This window comes from Glaciimonas immobilis, assembly GCF_011947285.1.
Taxonomy (GTDB): Bacteria; Pseudomonadota; Gammaproteobacteria; order Burkholderiales; family Burkholderiaceae_D; genus Glaciimonas; species Glaciimonas immobilis.
This window is the reverse complement of sequence record NZ_JAAOZT010000006.1, coordinates 577,088-594,721: the sequence shown is the minus strand read 5'-3', so window position 1 is coordinate 594,721 and position 17,634 is coordinate 577,088. Positions and strand designations below refer to the sequence as shown.

The following is a 17,634-nucleotide window of genomic DNA, read 5'->3' as shown; positions in this document are numbered from 1 at the left end:
CCAGCCGCAGTTCAAATCGTCGCCGGTGATGCTGCGCCGGCTGAGTTTCGGCGAACCCGAACAATGGCTGCTGAACCGCATGGCCGAACTTGATGGCAGGATGGTCGAGCCATTCGCAAATGTGAGTCTGGGCGGCAGCAAGCGCAATGTCGACGCAGCGGCATCCGACGAGACCCGATAGCGTTTCATCGGGAAGCGATCATCTATTAAAAGGCATTTCATTATTTTTTCTTAATTCCCATCAACTATTCCGGAGCGTCCGATGACAGAAGCACCAGTTACTGGCCGAACTGCAAGGCAGAAATCCGGCTGACAGAATTGCTCGCAGCGCCATTAAGGTAAGCAAGGAATAAAAAATATTGCGCCTGCTGAACCCAACAAAAATTGGTCAGCACGATCCGCTTTTCGCCAGATTGAATCACGAATCCGTCAGCCTTCTAATTTTTTCACGTTATCAACAACCCCAATCATTCGCTCATAAAAAGTATTCGCGCCACACTTTTCCCTTCGTGGCGCGAAATATTTTCTTGTGCCATACGCTCTTGCACTAGCGGCGCGAATAACGTATTCATGCCACATTTATTATATAAATATTCAAAAAGAAGCCATGCTGCCGGGTGGTGGCTTCAGGCATTGCGCTTACCTTTTTTGGTGCGCTGCTACCGTATCTTTCATCAAGTCGCCCATGTCGTGCATCAATTGGGACTCGACCGTCAGGTGTCGGATAATTTCACCTATGGCCGAAATGGTCCTGCTATTCACCACACATTCGGCATTACACGCGGCAATGGACAGGACCTCACCGATCGCCTCCAGTCCGCGGGAAATAACTTCTTGCGCGTTGTCTGCGTGATTGGCGATAGCTTCTGCTTCCCGTGCTTGCTCGTCGGTGATTGGCGCATGGGGTGAAACATCGTCATCAATAGCTTTGAGCAGAAAGCCAATCTCATAGGGTGCGCGGTCAACGCTGCGAAAATGGGGATTGGTTTTTGGTATAACTGGCGCTTGCGGGGGCGTGGTGGGTTTGGACTTGGACTTGGACTTGGACTTGGATTTGGATTTGGTCATTCTACACCGCCCATTAATGCAGACAGGTCGATGGAAACATCACTTACCAGCTCATGACAATCATTGGTGTTACGTTGGTTGTCAGAGATCAGCATGTCGAGCGCGGGAAGCGTGACAGCCATCGCGGTAGACCGACGAGTCAGACGTTGAATTGTTTGTAAGCGCGATTGGGTAGGCGTGACGGTGCTAAGCATGTTGTGACTTCCTTGTGCGGTTAAACCGCGTCCCGATCTCAAACGGGGTGGGCGGCAAATAGCAGGTTGAGATACCAGTGACAAAGGAAACCGGCGGGCCGAAGCCCCCCACCACTGCCGCCCAATGAAGGCAAACAAGGTCTACGCACGTAAAAAAACGGCCTGCGCCGTATGTGCGCCTTTGTCAAATCGGGATCTCAAACCCGTTCCCCTTTTTCTCAGAGACAACCAAACGATAGCGGAGATTTTCCTAAAGCGCAAACTTTTTTGGAAAAAGGGAGTGGGCAGCACCATCGTGGTGGTCGCTCCTGGTACGTTCACAGCACTATCAGGTGCCGGTTACCCAAGGCCATGCAGTCGTTTGTTGTGCAGATCGCGCCTCCTTTTTTTGCAGTCGCCGGCTGAAAATCTCATCTCCTGGTCCCTTTCTTTCTTCCTTTCTTTCCGCCGCCAAAGCAGCCCCCCGGACCATTGGTTTTTTCGAAGGGATGTTCGCCCTATCGGTGTCATGTCCACTCCATCGCGTCCAGGCGGCAAAAAGCCCCTTGCGGGGCCGGTCGCTTGCGCGGCAAGTGACTGCCTGATGGGAAATATTATAAAGACTTGCGACGACGAACCATGGCACCAATTAATGCCAGCCCCCCCAGCAGCGTCGCGTAGGTTGCCGGCTCGGGCACCGCGCTAACTGACAGTAGGAAGGCTTCCTGCGCGCGTGTTTTAGTATTATAGTCGTATCCGACAATCGAGCCGCTGTCGTTGATGCCCCTGGCCTGCTGCAGCACCCAGCCGGCGCTGACCTCGCTGGCACTCAGAAAATTATTGAGGTCAATCGCCGTGGTGCCATTCCACAGGGTGGCGCGAAGGGCAGTGTTCTTAGCGGTAGAGGAAACCCCTACAATCTGGCCGGTATTGTTGATGGCGTAGGCGACGCTGGTAGTGCCTCCCAGTGTGCCCAGGTCGGTCGCGGTGGTGCCATTCCACAGGGTGGCGTGGCGGGCAGCGTTGCCAGCGGTAAAGGAAACCCCTGCCATCTGGCCGGCATCGTTGATGGCGTAGGCGAAGCTGTTAGTGCCTCCCAGTGTGCCCAGATCGGTCGCGGTGGTGCCATTCCACAGGGTGGCGTGAAGGGCAGTGTTCTTAGCGGTAGAGGCTGACCCTGCCACCTGGCCGGCATTGTTGATGGCGTAGGCGTAGCTGTAAATGCCTCCCAGTGGGCTCAGGTCGGTCGCGGTGGTGCCATTCCACAAGGTGGCGTGGAAGGTAGTGTTGCCAGCGGTAGAGGAAACCCCTGCAATCTGGCCGGCATTGTTGATGGCGTAGGCGTAGCTGTTAGTGCCTCCCAGTGTGCCCAGGTCGGTCCCCTCAGGGCCACCGTTCCACAGGGTGGCGTGGAAGGTAGTGTTGCCAGGGGTAGAGGAATACCCTACCACCTGACCGGCAGTGTTGATGGCGGTGGCGTAGACGTTACTCGCTCCCCGTGTGCTCAGATCGGTCGCCGTGGTGCCATTCCACAGGGTAGCATGGGTGACAACGTTGCCAGCAGTAGAGGAAAACCCTGCCACCTGGCCGGCATTGTTGATGGCGTAGGCGTAGCTGTTAGTGCCTCCCAGTGGGATCAGTTCGGTGAATGTATAGCTTGTCGCATTAGCCTGGCTGGCGCTAATCAGCAACACACATGCAAGCAAACCAAGGCGGTGGAGGAATGATGGGTTCATTTTTTCTTATCTGATGTATCGGGGGGTGATCAGCTGCTGGTAGTTACTTCCTTGAGCAAACTGTGCAAAAAAGCACGTCAATTCTTAATGCACTGCAACAATACTTAATTGAAAATTATTGCCGTTCCCCATCGTCTCAAAAAAAGTTGCTTTAAAACTTACTAATCTCTACTTTTACTGATATTCCCTATGGGAATATCTCTTCGCTATGTGGAACACGGCGAATTTCAAGCGGCACGCAAATTAGCAGTTCGTCAAATTCGTAGTTTGATGGACCTCATCTATCGCACGCTTCAACGCCCCAAAGATATTATCTGCTGGACGCCAGCCAATATCATATGGAAACGCGCGCCGGATGGTAGCAATCGACGAATAATCCGCAATGATCAAAATAAAACTCGTGCCATTGTCGATATAACTATCACCCCTGACATAAATGCAATCCTCAAAGACTTACGCGTAGAGGGCACTGCTACCGGTCCAGGTATGACGATAATTCATCGAATGGATGGCTTTCCATATACCTATGACGATCTATGCTCAATGCTCCGAAGATCCATAGGTAAAACCCGGATAACAAACATCGCAAGCTACGAAAAGAATCGATTGTGGGCTTTGGCTTCTATAATCTATAAGCAAAGGGCGCGACCGATATGTGGTTATCCGGTGTGCCGCTTGAAAAAATACAGGTGTTATGCGGGCATGACTCGGTGACGACTATCGAAACTTCGGTGATGGTCTCTTTGAGTTGCGCTTGAAAGGCGCTGAAGGTATTGCTCGCGTCTTCTACTGTACTGTAATTGGCCGCGAAATTGTTATGTTGCATAGCTTCGTAAAAAAGGCACAAAAAACACCCCTGAAAGAAAAACGTATTGCAGAAAACCGCATGAAGGAGTTTAAAAATGGCATCTAATCATTCACCATCACCTATGACTCACGCACAACTCAAAGTCAAAGCCCTTGAGAACCCTGCCGTTCGTGCGGAATACGAACGGCTGAATCGAGAAGAATTCGCTATCATGGATGAGATTCTCGCTGCGCGCAAAGCTGCAGGACTGACTCAAGCGCAAATTGCTGAGCGCATGGGAACCAAAGCAACGGCAGTCGCCCGTCTAGAAAGTGCACTGGCGTCAGGCAAACACTCCCCGAGCCTCAGTACCTTGCGAAAATATGCAACAGCGCTCGGCAAACGCCTTGAGGTGCATTTAGTCTAGCGTTGATTAATGGTGAATCCGTCAATATAAAGCCGACTTAGAAGTCGGCTTTTTTGCATTAATGATGTGTAAGATCAAATCTATTTCGTGCCTCCCTATGAATAGCCGGAATAGGCCAATTACGGCCCGGAACAAGCTGCTCCGCGCTGCTGGCCGACTTCAGTGCACGGCTCGAGGAAAAGCGTGATTATGTCAGCGGCTCTCAGTCAGCGGCTCTCAGTCAGCGCGTCATAAGTCTCGCGTGTTTGCACGTGCGCCGCCTTGATGGCGATCTTCAGACGCTCGTCATATTAAGTATGTGCAGATGTGGCCCCTTGGCCCCTTGGCCCCTTGGCCCCTACCCGTCGTCAGCTTGTCGGTCTTAATTGATAGCGATAGCGGGCCAGTATTTAGCCGTCAAATACTTCAACCGCTGGTGCACTCAAAACCACATGCTGATTACAAGGCGGCTGAGTGCTTTGCAATAAATTCCCTGAACCATAGTTGAGCGGGGTGATTGTCGCTACGTCGATGCCATATCAGGTGAAAAACGATCTCAGGCAGCGCAAGGGGCGGCGGAAACAAGATAAGTCGATGGCTGGCCTGCGAATGAAGCGCTACACGTTTGAGTATGGTGGCGGCCATGTTGGTGCGCGCAACGACCGCAGGCACAGCAAATATTTGCGGCAAGGTCAATGCGAGCTTGCGCTTCTTGCCCTGTTGCGCGAGGGTTTGATCGACGAGGCCGTGCAACTGTCCTTCGGGCGACACAAGCACATGCTGCAGGTCGAGGTAAGTGTTCAAGTTCATTGGGGACCTGGCCGCCAAATTATCGCTCGATACGATGGTGACAAATTCATCGCGCAATAGTGGCCGTGTCAGAATGCGAGCATCCGTATTCGTCGGCGACACGCCAATCGCGGCATCGATCACCCCGGCATCGAGCAGATCGACAGCGGCATCACGGTCATTAAAGGCAAGCACATTCAATGATACGCCGGGCATGGTTTGTTCAAGCGCTTCCAATAGCGCCGGAAGCAGGACCACCGTGGGGTAATCCTGTAGGCCCAATTTGAACGTCACTGACGCCGTCTCAGGCTGAAAAACGGGCTGGCTGACCATAGCCAATTCAATCTGACGCAGGGCCGCGGCGACGGGCGAAGCTAAATCCCGCGCGCGTGGTGTGGGAATCAAACCAACACTGCTGCGCTGGAACAGGGGATCACCCAACAAGTTACGCAACCGGGACAAGGCCGCGCTCATTGCCGGTTGACTCACGCCCACCTGGGTCGCGGCACGCGTGACATTCCGTTCGTTCATCAGCGCATTAAAAGCGACCAATAAATTCAAATCAACGCCATGAAAATCCATAATTCGAATAATTATCTATACAAGTTATTTGTTGGACTGATTGTACCGCAGAGGGCACACTGGCACTTCCTTCTCCTCTCAACAGATCTTTTTATGAATATGTCAACGACAGACTTGTCCAAACAATTACGCACCGAACTCACTGCCGTACAAACGTTGTATCGCGCTTTCAGCGAACAGAACCCCGATCTCGTTGATGCTGTACTCGCCCCTGAATGGGACGACATTCCGCTGGCGCCAGGTCAGGGTCCGGGGCCGGCTGGGATCAAGCCGATCATTCGCATGGTTGTCGCCGCATTTCCGGACGTGCACATCACCATCCACGACACGATCCAGGAGCCCGGCAAAGTCGGCGTGCGCGCCGAGATCAGTGGGACTCATTTGGGCGAGCTGTTCGGCATCGCCCCAACCGGCAAAAAGGTGAACTTCCGGTTGCACGAGTTTCACACGGTCGCTAACGGCCTGGTCACCACTACCTGGCACATGGAGGACTGGTTTGGCTTGTTCCTGCAACTCGGCCAGTTCCCGCCACAAGGTTGAACCCTTTTCACAAGCACGAGGATTAAATGAAAACATCGTATATCCAGGGCTTCGGCGGGCCTGACGTCGTCGAACTCGGCAACGCTCCTGCATCAGCCCTGCAAGCGCATGAATCGGCTGTTCGCATCGAGATGGCCAGTGTCAATCCGCTGGACCTGAAAATGATTGCTGGCTACATGCAGCAGGTTTTTCCGGTCACGTTTCCCTATACGCCGGGCACGGATTTCAGCGGTGTGATCGACGCCGTCGGTAGCGCCGTCACGCATCTGAAACCAGGGGATCGCGTCGTCGGCCGCACTGCGCCGGGTGCCGGTGGCGCGTTCGCCAAACGCCTGGTGATGGCCGCCAGCGACTTGGTTGCCATTCCGGAAGAGATGAGCTTCGAACAAGCCGCATCCTTGCCAACGGCATTCGGCGCGGCACGCCAGGGACTGTTCGATGCGGGCCTTCTGAAACCCGGTCAGCGCGTGCTGATCCATGCCGGCGCAGGCGGCGTCGGCATCATGGCCGTCCAGCTGGCCCACCATGCCAGCGCCTATGTCATTGCCACCGCATCAGGTAAAAATATTGATCTGGTCAAAAGTCTGGGTGCCGACGAAGTCATCGATTACCGGACCGACGATTTCACGCAGCTGCGTGACGTGGACCTGGTACTTGACACCATGGGTGGCGACGTCCTGGAGCAATCGTGGTCGGTGCTGGGGCCGGGCGGACGTATTGCCAGCCTCGTCGCATTCGATATCAAATCGAAGAGCGACCATACCGGCGCATTTGTCTTCTTTGCCGAGGCCGCATCTGTTCTGCCAGAAGCGATCAAGTTATTTCTCGCCGGCCGGCTCCAGATCATTACCGATACGATCTTCCATCTGGACGATACGCGCGCCGCGCTTGAAAAGCTATCAACCGGACACGCACGCGGCAAGGTTCTGATCCGGACCAGCAACTGATAAAGGGGGTATTCATGCAAGCAGATCAACAAGTCGTCCTCGTGACAAGCGCCTCATCCGGCATCGGCCACGCCTCCGGGTACCGCGCGCTGGCCCGCAATGAGCAACCGACATGGGCATTTCCTGTCGATTGGCTGCTGCAGTTGCGGCAGCGACTAGACCGTTTACCGCCCAAGAGTCCAGAGCGTGCCATCCAGATCGCTGCGGTGGCCGGCTTGTACGGCGTCTCCGCGACGAACGTCTACCGGGCGCTGCAAGCGTTTAAGAAACCGCACGCTGCGCACCGCGCCAACTATGGCAAGCCGAGGATGTTGCTGCAAGCGGAGTTGAAGCGCTATTGTGCATTGATCGCGGAGCTGAAACTGCGCACCACCAACAAGGCCGGTCGCCACAGAATTACTTGATCACCGCATTGCACCAACGCCACACCAAAGGCTGCTCTAATTTTCACGCGTGGCCTCAAAGACCAGTTCTCGGAAAAAGCGCAGCGCAGGATCGCTTGCAAGGCGTGCATGCCAATACTGTCGAATATCGATTGGCGGAATTGGTACAGGGAACGTAATTTTTTTAATGGCTGCGATTGGCAGAAACAAATCGTACACTTCCTTCGGAATGATCGAAATCATATCTGAGTTCGCGACAAAAAAAGGAATGGCCGCAATATGCTGTGATGTCATCGCAATTGTCGGCCGTAACGAATGTTTGCTAAGTAAAGCATTGATCCAGTCTTGTGTAACAGGCGCTGCGTCCACGAGAATCTGCGGCGCCTGGCTGAATTCTTTTAATGAAATCGCATCACTGATGTAGGGATGGTCGCGTCGCGCGATGCAAACATAATCCCGCTTAAACAGCAACTGCTGATAGAGGCGGTCATCCACATTGGCAAAGTGACCCGCTGCCAGATCGATCTGCCCGGTTGCGAGTGCTTTCGCAAGCGTTGAAGAGTCTCCTCTCTCTGGAGCTAGCCGGGCACCCGGTGCCACAGAAGCCAACAGCCGAATCAACTTCGGCACCATTGTCATCGCACCAACCTCATTGACAAGTAGTCGGAATTCACGTTGCGTTGTAGCGGGATCGAAGGGGGTAAGTCCTTCCATTTCAGTTTCAACAGTGCGAAGCACGCGTGCTGATGCGGCTCCGAGGCGATCAGCAAAGGGCGTGGGCGACATTTTGTTGCCAACACGTACAAATAGTGGATCGGCGAATCTCACCCGCATGCGCTCTAACGTGTAGCTCAAAGCAGACTGGGACACGCCTAGCCGAACCGCAGCTTTTGTTACGGTCCGCTCTTCCATGAGGGTTGCCATAACCTTCATATCAAAAATTCGCAGATCTTTGTCATCAGAAAATATCATAACATCAATCAAGGTAATGGACTATCCACATAGTATCACGGTCATTACACTTAGATTTGTCTAGCACAATACGGTGAGAAGACCTGCAAGAAATGTGTACGGTAATTCGAACGAAGTTGCTCAGGTGATTTGAAAAAGTTCAAACCAAGCAATAACATTGCTTGAAAATAAAATTATTATAACTAACAAAAAAGAGACAATGAAAAAACTTCTTATCAGTCTTGCAGCCCTAGGCTGTGCCTCTGCGGCCTCTGCTCAGTCGTCCGTTACTGTTTTCGGCGTTCTTGACGCGGACATCAGTCATTACAGTCAAGGTGGGGTGAGTAAAACCATAGAGAGTACCAGCGGTAATGGGCCAAGCTCCTTGGGATTTCGTGGCACTGAAGATTTGGGAGGCGGACTTTCGGCTAATTTTTGGATGGAAGCAGCACTCCTGAACGATACCGGTGCTTTCGCTGGCTCCGCTTTGTTTGGCCGACGATCAACGATAAGCATAGCCGGCAATTTTGGTGAAGTCCGTTTGGGCCGTGACGCTCCCCCATCATGGTGGAATAATGTCGTGTTCGATGCGTTCGGTGGCGCAGGTCCTGGTTCCGCTACCAATATTACCAAGGGTGGTGGATCCAATGGTTTCAATGGTACAAATCCACTTGCTTTTACTCGGGTCAACAACGCGATTCAGTACATTTGGGGTGTTGCTCCCAATGGCCAAACGGCTTTTGGCAATGGTATTTACGGCAATCTAATGTACGTATTCCCTGAAAATGTATCGGGTACTGCGGCTATCGGACAATATACTGGCGCCCGCCTTGGCTACACCAACGGCCCAATGAACGCTGCCGTTTCATACGCGCAATCGAAAGGCGCACCACTGCCCGGGGCGGCAGGTTTGTCTACTACTTTCAAGGACTTTAACCTAGGTGGTTCTTACGTTGTCGGCGTTGCTAAACTTACAGCCCACGTCGGCGTTAATAACTCGGATGTTACTCGGACCAAGTACACGCATTGGGGAGTAGGTGCCTCGATTTTTGCCGGAGCTGGCTCGATTCCGGTGTCATATAACTCTACTAAGCAAAACAATGCCGCTGGCGACGGTGCTGATCAATTTGCAATTGGTTATGTTTACAATCTTTCAAAGCGTACTGTGCTCTACACGGCTATTTCGCACATTCGAAATAAAAACAACGGCACCTATACTTTCCTTGGTGGAAATGGTGGTGGCAATCCCGGCTTGCAGACTGCATTTGGCGGTGGGAGATCGTTTGGCAGCGGTACCGGTACTGACTTTGGAATTCGCACGACCTTTTAATTTGCCCTATGCCTGAGACGGTTGACAAGCGATCAGCCGCGGCGTTGCCTTACGCATCTTGTTTGAGCAGTGACACAGGCGCAGTTGTACGTTACGAGTGAGTGACTTTGTGTCACAAAATGAAAGGTATCTATGGCATTCCTACGAAATACTTGGTACATGATCGGTTGGGCCAATGAATTGGACATCGGTTTTGTGCACCGCACGATCGTCAACGAAAATATTCTCGCCTACCGCTTGAGCGATGGCTCCATTGCAGCCATTGAGGATCGCTGCCCGCACCGCTTCGTTCCGCTGCACAAAGGACGTCAAATTGGCGATGTCATCGAATGCGGCTACCACGGACTTTGTTTCGGTGCCGACGGATCATGTGTGAAAAATCCCGTCGAAGGCGCGATCATTCCGAAGGCGGCGCGGGTTCGCACCTTTCCCGCCGTGTCGCGGTATGGCGTGCTTTGGGTCTGGCTGGGCGATCCCGCGGCAGCAGACCCTTCGAGCATCGTAAATCTGGATTTTCTAGTCGACCCAAAGCGCTCTACGGTACAGGGTTATATGCCGACACGCGCTAACTACGAGCTCGCCATCGACAATCTCAGCGACCTCACCCACGTTCAATACGTCCACAGCGAGTTTCAAGCTTCCGAAGTCTTTCATAAGCTCAAGAGCGAAGTATTTCAGGAGGGTAATACGATCACTACTCGGCTTACTCTGCCCAACGGGAAACCAGCAGCTGTCTATTCAAATGCTGTTGGAGGTCTGGATGCTCCAATCGATCTGGTCAATGAGGTTGAGTGGCACGCTCCCTCAGTGGCGATCCTGCGTGTGCGTGGGTATCGTCCCGGTGATCGCAGTGAATCGTTGTTTGATGTCAAAAGTGCTCATATTATTTCAGCCGAATCACAGGGAACATGCCACTACTTTTTTGGCAACACGCGTGACTTTGCCCTCGGTGACCATAAAGTCGATGAACAAATCAAACAATGGCAACGCACTGCATTCATCGAACAGGACAAGCCAATGCTCGAAGCGCAGCAGGCTTTTTTAGGTGATCGAGATTTGTTCGACCTGCATCCCGTACTTTTACACACGGATGCCGGTTCGGTTCGAATCAGGCGGGCATTGAGAAAACTGATCGAGGATGAGCGTGATGCTGCAGTACCTAAGTAGATTCGAAGGCAGCCGCACGCCTTCGCGTGACGAACCCGGATGACTATTTGAGGGTCAAGGCTGCCGTAAAGTCCGAAAAGTGCATCCGCCCCACCAGACCTTGGAGCAAGTGCCCGCCTGGTAAAACAACCTTGTTAACAAATCTGTTAACGGCATAGTCACGCGCGCGTGTAGAAAAGTGGCGTCTATCTCACGCCATTGGCCCTCCGCCGCAATCTTAAAAGTGTGGCAGGCACAAGGCAATTAAATTTGAAGAAGTCCCTTAAAAACTCAGGATCGGCATCGTGAACAATTCCACCTCTTTAGTATCAGATGTCGCCATTATTGGTGGCGGACCCAGCGGCCTGATGTTGGCTATCGAACTTGGCTGTCGTGGCGTGCCCTGTGTATTGATTGAAACACAGCGCCTGGCACCTTCAGTGCCTAAAGCCAATGCAACCTCGGCGCGTACCATGGAGCACTATCGGCGTCGGGGGTTTGCAGACCGCGTACGGAATGCCGGTTTAGCGGCAGATCATCCGCAAGACGTAATGTATTGCACGCGGCTAGCAGGATATGAAATTGCACGCTTCCGGATTCCTTCGCGTGCACAGGTCACGCAACGCAGTGACTTTGGTGATTACGGTGAAGCCGCATGGCCAACTCCGGAATTACCGCACCGCGCCCAGCAGATGTACATTGAGCGCATCCTTCGCGACGAACTCTCTCGCTATCCCAGCGTAGTGACGCGCTTCGGCTGGGAGGTCACTTCAGTGGCCGATACCGCTGATGGCACAATTGTGATGGCCCGTGAAGTGGCTGGCGCTGGTTCACTAACTGTCAACGCTCAATACGCCGTGGGATGCGACGGCCCCCGAAGCATTGTGCGTGAGGCTATGGGGTGCGGCTACCAAGGCGCTAGCCAGGCGCAGCGTGAGTTTTTTGGTGGCCAGATGATGACCTTGCACTTCCGATCGGCAGACCTGTACCAGTGCTTGGCCCAGGGACCTTTGCAACGCCCCGCCTGGCAATCGTGGATCGTCAACAGTGAGATGCGCGGCATTTTAATCGCCATCAATGGTGTGGATGAGTTCGCAATCGGCATTCAGCTCAAGCCAGGCCAAGTAGCCGAAAACATCGATCCTGACGAGGTATTTCGCGCGCTAACCGGCGGACCAGTTTTTCATTACGAGATACTTAATAGCGGAACCTGGACGGCCGGTTACATGCTTGTAGCTGAGGCGTTCCGGCACGATCGCTTATTCATTGCAGGGGACGCTGCCCACTTGTTTACTCCTACCGGCGGCATGGGCTACAACACTAGCGTTGATGATGCGGTCAACCTTGGCTGGAAACTATCTGCAGTCACGCAAGGCTGGGCGCCTGACACATTGCTCAATAGCTACCACACCGAGCGACACCCGATGGCCGAGCGCAATACTCGGTTTGCCCATAGCATGGCTGACAGCATTGGCAAGCTGCCTATGCCACCCGACCTCGAGGCGGATACGCTCAATGGAGAGAGCGGGCGCAAGGCCTTAGGTCAAAGATTGCTTAAACATGTAGCGGATGAATTTAACATTCCAGGCCTTCAACTGGGGGTCCGGTATTCAAGTGCAATTGTCGCTCACGAAGCTTCTGAACCGCCTGTGGACAGTCCGAACATCTATATACCGAGCGGCTATCCTGGCGCACGCTGTCCCCATGTCGCAGATCCCCAAATCGACAAGTCCCAGGGCACCTCGTTGCTGGACCGATTCGGCGCCGGATTTACCTTGCTCAGCACGGTGGACCTCGCGCCTGCCACACAAGCCGAATGGTCGGATGCTGCTGTCTCATTGGGCATACCGCTTGTGCAATTGACGCGTACAAGCGCGGCTGTGAGCGATATATATGGTGCAGAACTGGTGCTGATTCGACCGGACCACCACATCGCGTGGCGTGGCCCGGCCAATTCAAAAGCGCTTCCTCAACTACGACGTGCCACCGGTCATATTCTCTGAAAGCTAAACCCTACCCGTTAGCGCCTTTAACGACGTGGCCTATAGGTATCTGGATGCATCTGGCCACGATATTGGGACCTGATAAATAACTAGCACTATCGCAGCTACAGCTTATGTACGTTGTAAGGCTTGTCTTAACGGGTGCTGCGGTTTGCCCTAAGTTTTTTAAATAACGATATATTTTGGATAAACAATGAAACTCGTAACTTACCGCCACCACGACGTCACTTCAATTGGAAAAGTAGTAGGCAACCAGGTTTTGGATCTGCCAACGTCTGACGCCCATTTACCATCAACCATGATGGAATTTCTCGCTGGAGGACAGGAAGCATTAGCACGCGCCAAAGCAGTTTTGCCAGGCCCGGCAACTACATATTCGCTGGCAGACGTTGAATTGTTAGCACCGGTCCCGAATCCGGGTAAGTTTCTAGCCATTGGTTTGAACTACCGCAAGCATGTTGAAGAAGCCGTTCGCGCCGGTATGAAAATACCTGAAGTACAAATCTGGTTTAATAAACAGATCACCTGCGTGAACAGCCCAACCGGCGACGTGCACATGCCACGCGTGTCGGACCAGCTCGACTACGAAGTGGAACTATGCGTGGTAATTGGCCAACGTTGCCGCCATGTGAGCGCAGCAAATGCCCGCCAGGTCATCGCCGGTTATATGGTTTGCAACGACGTGACCGTGCGCGATTGGCAAATGCGGTCACCAACAATGACGATGGGGAAATCTTTCGATACAACAGGGCCGATCGGTCCGTGGATCGTAACCGACGACGAGGTACCCGACCCACAGGCGCTAAATATGCGCCTGTACGTGAACGGCGAACTGCGTCAGGAAGAAACGACAGCTGGAATGGTCTACGACATTTATCAGCAAATCGAGCATTTATCGGCAGCTTTCACGCTGGAGCCGGGCGACCTGATTGCAACAGGCACGCCGTCCGGTGTCGGCATTGCCATGCAGCCCGCGCGTTTTCTAAAAGTGGGCGATGTTATGCGAGCAGAAATTGACGGTATCGGTCATATCGAGAACCGCGTTGTTGCTGAACCAGTAAAGAGCTAAAAAGGACACAATATCATGCAACGCAAAGTTATCATTACCTGCGCCATTACCGGCTCTATTCACACGCCAAGCATGTCGCCGTACCTGCCGGTCACGCCGGCCCAAATTGCCGAGCAGGCCATTGCTGCCGCGCAGGCTGGCGCAGCGGTACTGCACCTGCATGCGCGTAATCCAGACGATGGTCGTCCGGCATTTGACCCTGCCCTTTACCGCCAATTCCTCGAACCCATTCATGCGCAGACCAACGCAATTATTAACATCACGACCGGAGGTGCGCACACCATGTCGCTGGACCAGCGCCTGGCTGCCGCGCTTGATGTTTCGCCCGAAATGGCCTCGTGTAATATGGGTTCAATGAATTTTGGATTTTTCCCAATACTCGATAAGCGCAAGAACTGGCAGTACGACTGGGAACCAGAGTTCCTGGAAAGTTCACGTAATGCGATTTTTCGTAACACTTTTGGTGATATCGAACAGTTGTTCGAGCGCCTGGCTAAACCCCATGGAACACGGTTTGAATTCGAGTGCTATGACGTAGGTCACCTTTACACACTACATCATTTCGTTGAGCGCGGCTTTGTAAAGCGCCCCTTTATCCAGTTCGTCTTGGGTGTGTTGGGCGGTATCGGTGCAGATCACGAGAACCTGACGCACATGAAGCGCATCGCAGACAAGCTGTTTGGTGTTGACTATGACTGGTCGTTACTGGGCGCCGGACGACGGCAGATGGGATTGGTTACACAGGCCGCACTCATGGGTGGCAACGTGCGTGTGGGACTGGAAGACTCGCTCTATCTGAGGCCCAATGAAATCGCAATCAGCAATGCCCAGCAAGTACAGCTCATTCGCGGCGTACTTGAAGCGTTGGGACTAGACATTGCCACACCCGATGAAGCGCGCCTGATGCTAGGCCTCAAAGGTGGGGATCGCGTTCAGCTGTGAAAGACTATTAATAATATAGCAACAAATAAGAGAGTGCTAATTTTAAACATTTAGCACAAATCCCCGTTTCAACGCGACCGTTTTTGCGGCGACGAACCACCATTTAAATTATTCATAGCAGTTATTTAATAAGGTAGCTTTCCAACGATTCATATAATTCCTATACTAAATAAAAATGCAAAACATAGTATAAAAAAACCAAAATTGGTTTTGGAGACACATATCACCCTATTGATTGCGGGTTCCCGGAGACCCGATCACATACTCGCTTTGGAAAGTAATAAATGAGGCGTTAATGTCCAAGATTTTTGGTCATTCGCGCGTCCATCAGCTTGTACCCAACGGCGGGTTTAAGGCAGAAGATGATTTGAATTCAACGCTGTTTACAAAAAATCACAGTAGCCCGATATGGTTGTGAAAATAGCATTTTTCGTTTTCTTTTAGAATCACGTGACCATTTCTGACTTCACCAATAGCTTCACCAACAGCGTCACCAACAGCTTCGCCAATAAACTGAACCGCTGAGAACCCGTCATCGCGACGTTGTCGCAAAACAGTACTAGCTGCAATCATTACAACCTTTAACAGGAAGGAAATACCGGATGTTTGTTTATAACGCGTGGTACATGGGCGCCTGGGCCGACGAGGTGAAAACGCAGGGCTTGTTAGGCCGCGTCTTGCTGAATCAGCCTGTAGTTTTTTACCGCACTGAAGACGGAACGGCACTCGCGCTGGAAGACCGATGCTGCCATCGCGCGCTGCCGTTGTCACATGGTTGCGTCGTCGGCGATCAACTTCAGTGTGGTTACCATGGGCTCGTCTATGACCGCAACGGTTTATGTGTAAAGGTGCCAGGCCAGGAACGTGTTCCTGCGCAGGCTCGGGTCAGGAGCTACCCGGTAGTGGAGAAAGATCACATGCTTTGGATCTGGATGGGGGAGCCAGCACTGGCAAATCCGGCGTTGATCGTGGCCCATCCATGGCACGACGACGACGCCTGGGTATGGATCAAGGACAGGTACTCCATCAAAAGTGCCTACCAGCTGGTGACTGACAATCTCATGGACCTGACACATGTCGGATATGTCCATCAACGCACTATTGGCGGTACACCCCAAGCGCATTCGGATGCAGACACCCAGACCACGCGCTCAGAAACCGGCGTCAAAGTGATACGCTGGATGATGGACTCGGTCCCTCCGCCTTCTTATGTTGCCGCTCATAAATTTAACACGCCAACAGTTGATCGCTGGATGGAAATTGATTTTTTTCCGCCTGCAATTGTGCGCATCCATACCGGCGCCACGGATGCAGGTACTGGCGCGCGGGAGGGAAACCGCGAGGGCGGCATGGCGTTCATGGGCCTGAACCTGCAGACGCCTGAAACCGAAACAACGACTCACTATTTCTGGTCGGGCGCACACACATACGACGCCGGCGGACTAAGCAAAGCCGACCTGTGCAGCAAATTACTGGCTAGCCTAACTGTGACCTTCGCCGAAGACAAAGTCGTCGTTGAAGCGCAGCAGCAATCGCTTGACAGGCTGGAAGGCGCGCCGCTCGTTATGATTGCGTCGGATGCCGGACTGGCACATGCCAGGCGAATGGTGGCGGTAATGATTGAGAACGAAGCAGCGGCAAGCAAAGCAGCTTTGAATAGTGAAGAACTCTCGTTAGCTAAACGCGATAGCAAGGATGTACCTTATGAAAATTGAACTTGAATCTGCCTATATCGTTTTGGAAAGCAGCAAGCCAGCCGCGATTTCGACTTATTTAACTGAGGTCGTGGGTTTAATGCCGGGACAGGCTACAAGGGAAGGCGCACTGACCTGGCGAGACGATGACAAATCGCAACGTGTGATGCTGGTCGAAGGCGCATCCGACGACGTCACCTGCATTGGTTTTGAAGCGACTAGCCTGGACTCTTATGAAAAAGTGATATCGCAACTCCGAAAGCTCGGTCTTGACCCTATTCCCGCAACAGATGCCCAGAATCAGGAGCGCCGAGTTGAACGCATGATTCGTGTGCAGGCGCCGTGGGGGGTGGATGTAGAAGTGGTTTTCGGACTTGAAAAAGCAGCAACGGCTTTCGCTAGCGTTGATTTCCCGAATGGATTCATCACTAAGGATCAGGGGTTTGGGCATTTCGTTTTCGCCGTGGCCAGTGATGACGTGTATGAAGCCTCGGTGAAATTTGCAACAAAGGGCCTTGGCCTGAAATTGTCCGACTATTTAAAAATGCCGATGGGTCCGATCGAAATGAATGTCTCCTTTTTTCATTGTAACGCCAGACACCATTCGCTAGCAATCGCCCACCTGCCCGTACCCGTAATAGCTAAAAAACTTCACCATATTAATTTCGAAGTCAACAGGGTGACGGAAGTCGGCGTTGCCTATGAAAGAGCATTGGCCAGCGGTACGCCGATCGCTAACATGCTTGGCCAGCATGAGAACGACGGCATGGTGAGTTTTTACAGCGTTAGTCCAGACGGCTGGCAGGTTGAGATCGGTGCCACTGGTCGGCAGATCGGTGATGATTGGTGTGATGTTCGCGAATATAACCGCATTAGTCTTTGGGGTCATCAACCGCCGGCAATATTCGCCGAGATGCAAGGCCTTATTCCAACAGCTATTAAATAAACAGGTTGTAAAGCTTTGAAAGTTTAGTGTATCTCCTTGGCGAGAAAATACTCGGCGCGCATCCTGTTAACGCTGTCTGCCAAGAACCTTGACTGCAGTGCCCCGCGCCAGGATCCAGGTAGTGGCACTCCGCGTGAACAAG

20 protein-coding genes are annotated in these 17,634 nt (G+C 52.7%); 14 read left to right on the top strand and 6 right to left on the bottom strand.

The window, feature by feature from the left end; all coding sequences use genetic code 11:
• A partial coding sequence (locus tag HAV38_RS11730) for a hypothetical protein (RefSeq protein ID WP_168055520.1) occupies positions 1–181 on the top strand: 181 nt, incomplete at its 5' end.
• A gap of 458 nt (positions 182–639) precedes the next feature.
• Here the strand turns inward: HAV38_RS11730 and HAV38_RS11725 are convergent.
• The 3 genes from HAV38_RS11725 to HAV38_RS11715 form a co-directional block, all read right to left on the bottom strand.
• On the bottom strand, positions 640–1,068 hold the full coding sequence (locus HAV38_RS11725) for a hypothetical protein (protein ID WP_168055519.1): 429 nt from the start codon (positions 1,066–1,068) through the stop codon (positions 640–642).
• Positions 1,065–1,262, bottom strand: a complete 198-nt coding sequence (locus HAV38_RS11720) for a hypothetical protein (RefSeq protein ID WP_168055518.1) — start codon at positions 1,260–1,262, stop codon at positions 1,065–1,067. Before HAV38_RS11720 ends, HAV38_RS11725 begins: the two co-directional genes overlap by 4 nt.
• Before the next feature lie 593 nt (positions 1,263–1,855).
• Positions 1,856–2,977: an HAF repeat-containing PEP-CTERM protein gene (locus HAV38_RS11715; protein WP_168055517.1), complete on the bottom strand. Its 1,122-nt coding sequence runs from the start codon at positions 2,975–2,977 to the stop codon at positions 1,856–1,858.
• 189 nt (positions 2,978–3,166) lie between these two features.
• Between HAV38_RS11715 and HAV38_RS11710 the strand changes: the two genes are divergently transcribed.
• Genes HAV38_RS11710 through HAV38_RS11700 form a run of 3 tightly spaced genes read left to right on the top strand, consistent with a single transcriptional unit; the run spans position 3,167 to position 4,191 of the window.
• Positions 3,167–3,691, top strand: a complete 525-nt coding sequence (locus HAV38_RS11710; RefSeq protein ID WP_168054731.1) for a site-specific integrase — start codon at positions 3,167–3,169, stop codon at positions 3,689–3,691.
• Between the two features lie 40 nt (positions 3,692–3,731).
• Positions 3,732–3,890, top strand: a complete 159-nt coding sequence (locus HAV38_RS11705; protein WP_375791657.1) for a type II toxin-antitoxin system RelE/ParE family toxin — start codon at positions 3,732–3,734, stop codon at positions 3,888–3,890.
• Positions 3,880–4,191: a helix-turn-helix domain-containing protein gene (locus tag HAV38_RS11700; RefSeq protein ID WP_168055516.1), complete on the top strand. Its 312-nt coding sequence runs from the start codon at positions 3,880–3,882 to the stop codon at positions 4,189–4,191. Before HAV38_RS11705 ends, HAV38_RS11700 begins: the two co-directional genes overlap by 11 nt.
• Positions 4,192–4,629: 438 nt before the next feature.
• Here the strand turns inward: HAV38_RS11700 and HAV38_RS11695 are convergent, their stop codons facing one another.
• On the bottom strand, positions 4,630–5,520 hold the full coding sequence (locus HAV38_RS11695) for a LysR family transcriptional regulator (protein ID WP_311734806.1): 891 nt from the start codon (positions 5,518–5,520) through the stop codon (positions 4,630–4,632).
• Positions 5,521–5,634: 114 nt separating this feature from the next.
• Between HAV38_RS11695 and HAV38_RS11690 the strand changes: the two genes are divergently transcribed.
• Genes HAV38_RS11690 through HAV38_RS11680 form a run of 3 tightly spaced genes read left to right on the top strand, consistent with a single transcriptional unit; the run spans position 5,635 to position 7,432 of the window.
• Positions 5,635–6,081 carry an ester cyclase gene (locus tag HAV38_RS11690; protein ID WP_168055514.1) on the top strand — a complete coding sequence of 149 codons (447 nt, stop codon included), beginning with the start codon at positions 5,635–5,637 and terminating at the stop codon, positions 6,079–6,081.
• A gap of 26 nt (positions 6,082–6,107) precedes the next feature.
• Complete coding sequence (locus tag HAV38_RS11685) at positions 6,108–7,028, top strand: NADP-dependent oxidoreductase (RefSeq protein ID WP_168055513.1); 921 nt, start codon at positions 6,108–6,110, stop codon at positions 7,026–7,028.
• 41 nt (positions 7,029–7,069) lie between these two features.
• Positions 7,070–7,432 carry a hypothetical protein gene (locus tag HAV38_RS11680; protein WP_209216722.1) on the top strand — a complete coding sequence of 121 codons (363 nt, stop codon included), beginning with the start codon at positions 7,070–7,072 and terminating at the stop codon, positions 7,430–7,432.
• A 36-nt stretch (positions 7,433–7,468) separates the two neighbouring features.
• Here HAV38_RS11680 and HAV38_RS11675 read toward each other — a convergent pair whose 3' ends face one another.
• Positions 7,469–8,335, bottom strand: a complete 867-nt coding sequence (locus tag HAV38_RS11675) for a LysR family transcriptional regulator (RefSeq protein ID WP_168055512.1) — start codon at positions 8,333–8,335, stop codon at positions 7,469–7,471.
• Positions 8,336–8,540: 205 nt separating this feature from the next.
• Between HAV38_RS11675 and HAV38_RS11670 the strand changes: the two genes are divergently transcribed.
• The 5 genes from HAV38_RS11670 (at position 8,541) to kce (ending at position 14,852) form a co-directional block, all read left to right on the top strand.
• Positions 8,541–9,692 carry a porin gene (locus tag HAV38_RS11670; RefSeq protein WP_245182334.1) on the top strand — a complete coding sequence of 384 codons (1,152 nt, stop codon included), beginning with the start codon at positions 8,541–8,543 and terminating at the stop codon, positions 9,690–9,692.
• 132 nt (positions 9,693–9,824) lie between these two features.
• Positions 9,825–10,859, top strand: a complete 1,035-nt coding sequence (locus HAV38_RS11665; protein ID WP_168055511.1) for an aromatic ring-hydroxylating oxygenase subunit alpha — start codon at positions 9,825–9,827, stop codon at positions 10,857–10,859.
• 284 nt (positions 10,860–11,143) lie between these two features.
• A complete protein-coding gene (locus HAV38_RS11660) occupies positions 11,144–12,841 on the top strand; it encodes an FAD-dependent monooxygenase (RefSeq protein WP_168055510.1) in 1,698 nt (565 codons plus the stop codon).
• A 193-nt stretch (positions 12,842–13,034) separates the two neighbouring features.
• Positions 13,035–13,910 (top strand): fumarylacetoacetate hydrolase family protein, encoded by an 876-nt coding sequence (locus HAV38_RS11655; protein WP_168055509.1) that lies wholly within the window; start codon positions 13,035–13,037, stop codon positions 13,908–13,910.
• A gap of 15 nt (positions 13,911–13,925) precedes the next feature.
• On the top strand, positions 13,926–14,852 hold the full coding sequence (gene kce, locus HAV38_RS11650) for a 3,5-dioxohexanoate:acetyl-CoA acetone transferase (protein ID WP_184013386.1): 927 nt from the start codon (positions 13,926–13,928) through the stop codon (positions 14,850–14,852).
• Between the two features lie 393 nt (positions 14,853–15,245).
• On the opposite strand, the gene HAV38_RS11645 is transcribed toward kce, so the two are convergent.
• The gene (locus HAV38_RS11645; RefSeq protein ID WP_168055508.1) at positions 15,246–15,425 is read right to left on the bottom strand and encodes a hypothetical protein; all 180 of its coding nucleotides are present in this window, start codon (positions 15,423–15,425) and stop codon (positions 15,246–15,248) included.
• 29 nt (positions 15,426–15,454) lie between these two features.
• Here HAV38_RS11645 and HAV38_RS11640 point away from each other — a divergent pair, with 29 nt between their 5' ends.
• Entirely contained in the window at positions 15,455–16,567 is a 1,113-nt protein-coding gene (locus HAV38_RS11640) for an aromatic ring-hydroxylating dioxygenase subunit alpha (protein ID WP_168055507.1), read from the top strand.
• On the top strand, positions 16,557–17,492 hold the full coding sequence (locus HAV38_RS11635; RefSeq protein ID WP_168055506.1) for a VOC family protein: 936 nt from the start codon (positions 16,557–16,559) through the stop codon (positions 17,490–17,492). The genes HAV38_RS11640 and HAV38_RS11635 overlap by 11 nt, the downstream gene beginning before the upstream one ends.
• Positions 17,493–17,634: the final 142 nt, after the last annotated feature.

Coding starts and splice junctions, on each gene's coding strand:
- HAV38_RS11725 (WP_168055519.1), bottom strand. CDS start 1,068: ATGACCAAATCCAAATCCAAGTCCAAGTCCAAGTCCAAGTCCAAACCC.
- HAV38_RS11720 (WP_168055518.1), bottom strand. CDS start 1,262: ATGCTTAGCACCGTCACGCCTACCCAATCGCGCTTACAAACAATTCAA.
- HAV38_RS11715 (WP_168055517.1), bottom strand. CDS start 2,977: ATGAACCCATCATTCCTCCACCGCCTTGGTTTGCTTGCATGTGTGTTG.
- HAV38_RS11710 (WP_168054731.1), top strand. CDS start 3,167: ATGGGAATATCTCTTCGCTATGTGGAACACGGCGAATTTCAAGCGGCA.
- HAV38_RS11700 (WP_168055516.1), top strand. CDS start 3,880: ATGGCATCTAATCATTCACCATCACCTATGACTCACGCACAACTCAAA.
- HAV38_RS11690 (WP_168055514.1), top strand. CDS start 5,635: ATGAATATGTCAACGACAGACTTGTCCAAACAATTACGCACCGAACTC.
- HAV38_RS11685 (WP_168055513.1), top strand. CDS start 6,108: ATGAAAACATCGTATATCCAGGGCTTCGGCGGGCCTGACGTCGTCGAA.
- HAV38_RS11675 (WP_168055512.1), bottom strand. CDS start 8,335: ATGGCAACCCTCATGGAAGAGCGGACCGTAACAAAAGCTGCGGTTCGG.
- HAV38_RS11665 (WP_168055511.1), top strand. CDS start 9,825: ATGGCATTCCTACGAAATACTTGGTACATGATCGGTTGGGCCAATGAA.
- HAV38_RS11655 (WP_168055509.1), top strand. CDS start 13,035: ATGAAACTCGTAACTTACCGCCACCACGACGTCACTTCAATTGGAAAA.
- kce (WP_184013386.1), top strand. CDS start 13,926: ATGCAACGCAAAGTTATCATTACCTGCGCCATTACCGGCTCTATTCAC.
- HAV38_RS11645 (WP_168055508.1), bottom strand. CDS start 15,425: ATGATTGCAGCTAGTACTGTTTTGCGACAACGTCGCGATGACGGGTTC.
- HAV38_RS11640 (WP_168055507.1), top strand. CDS start 15,455: ATGTTTGTTTATAACGCGTGGTACATGGGCGCCTGGGCCGACGAGGTG.
- HAV38_RS11635 (WP_168055506.1), top strand. CDS start 16,557: ATGAAAATTGAACTTGAATCTGCCTATATCGTTTTGGAAAGCAGCAAG.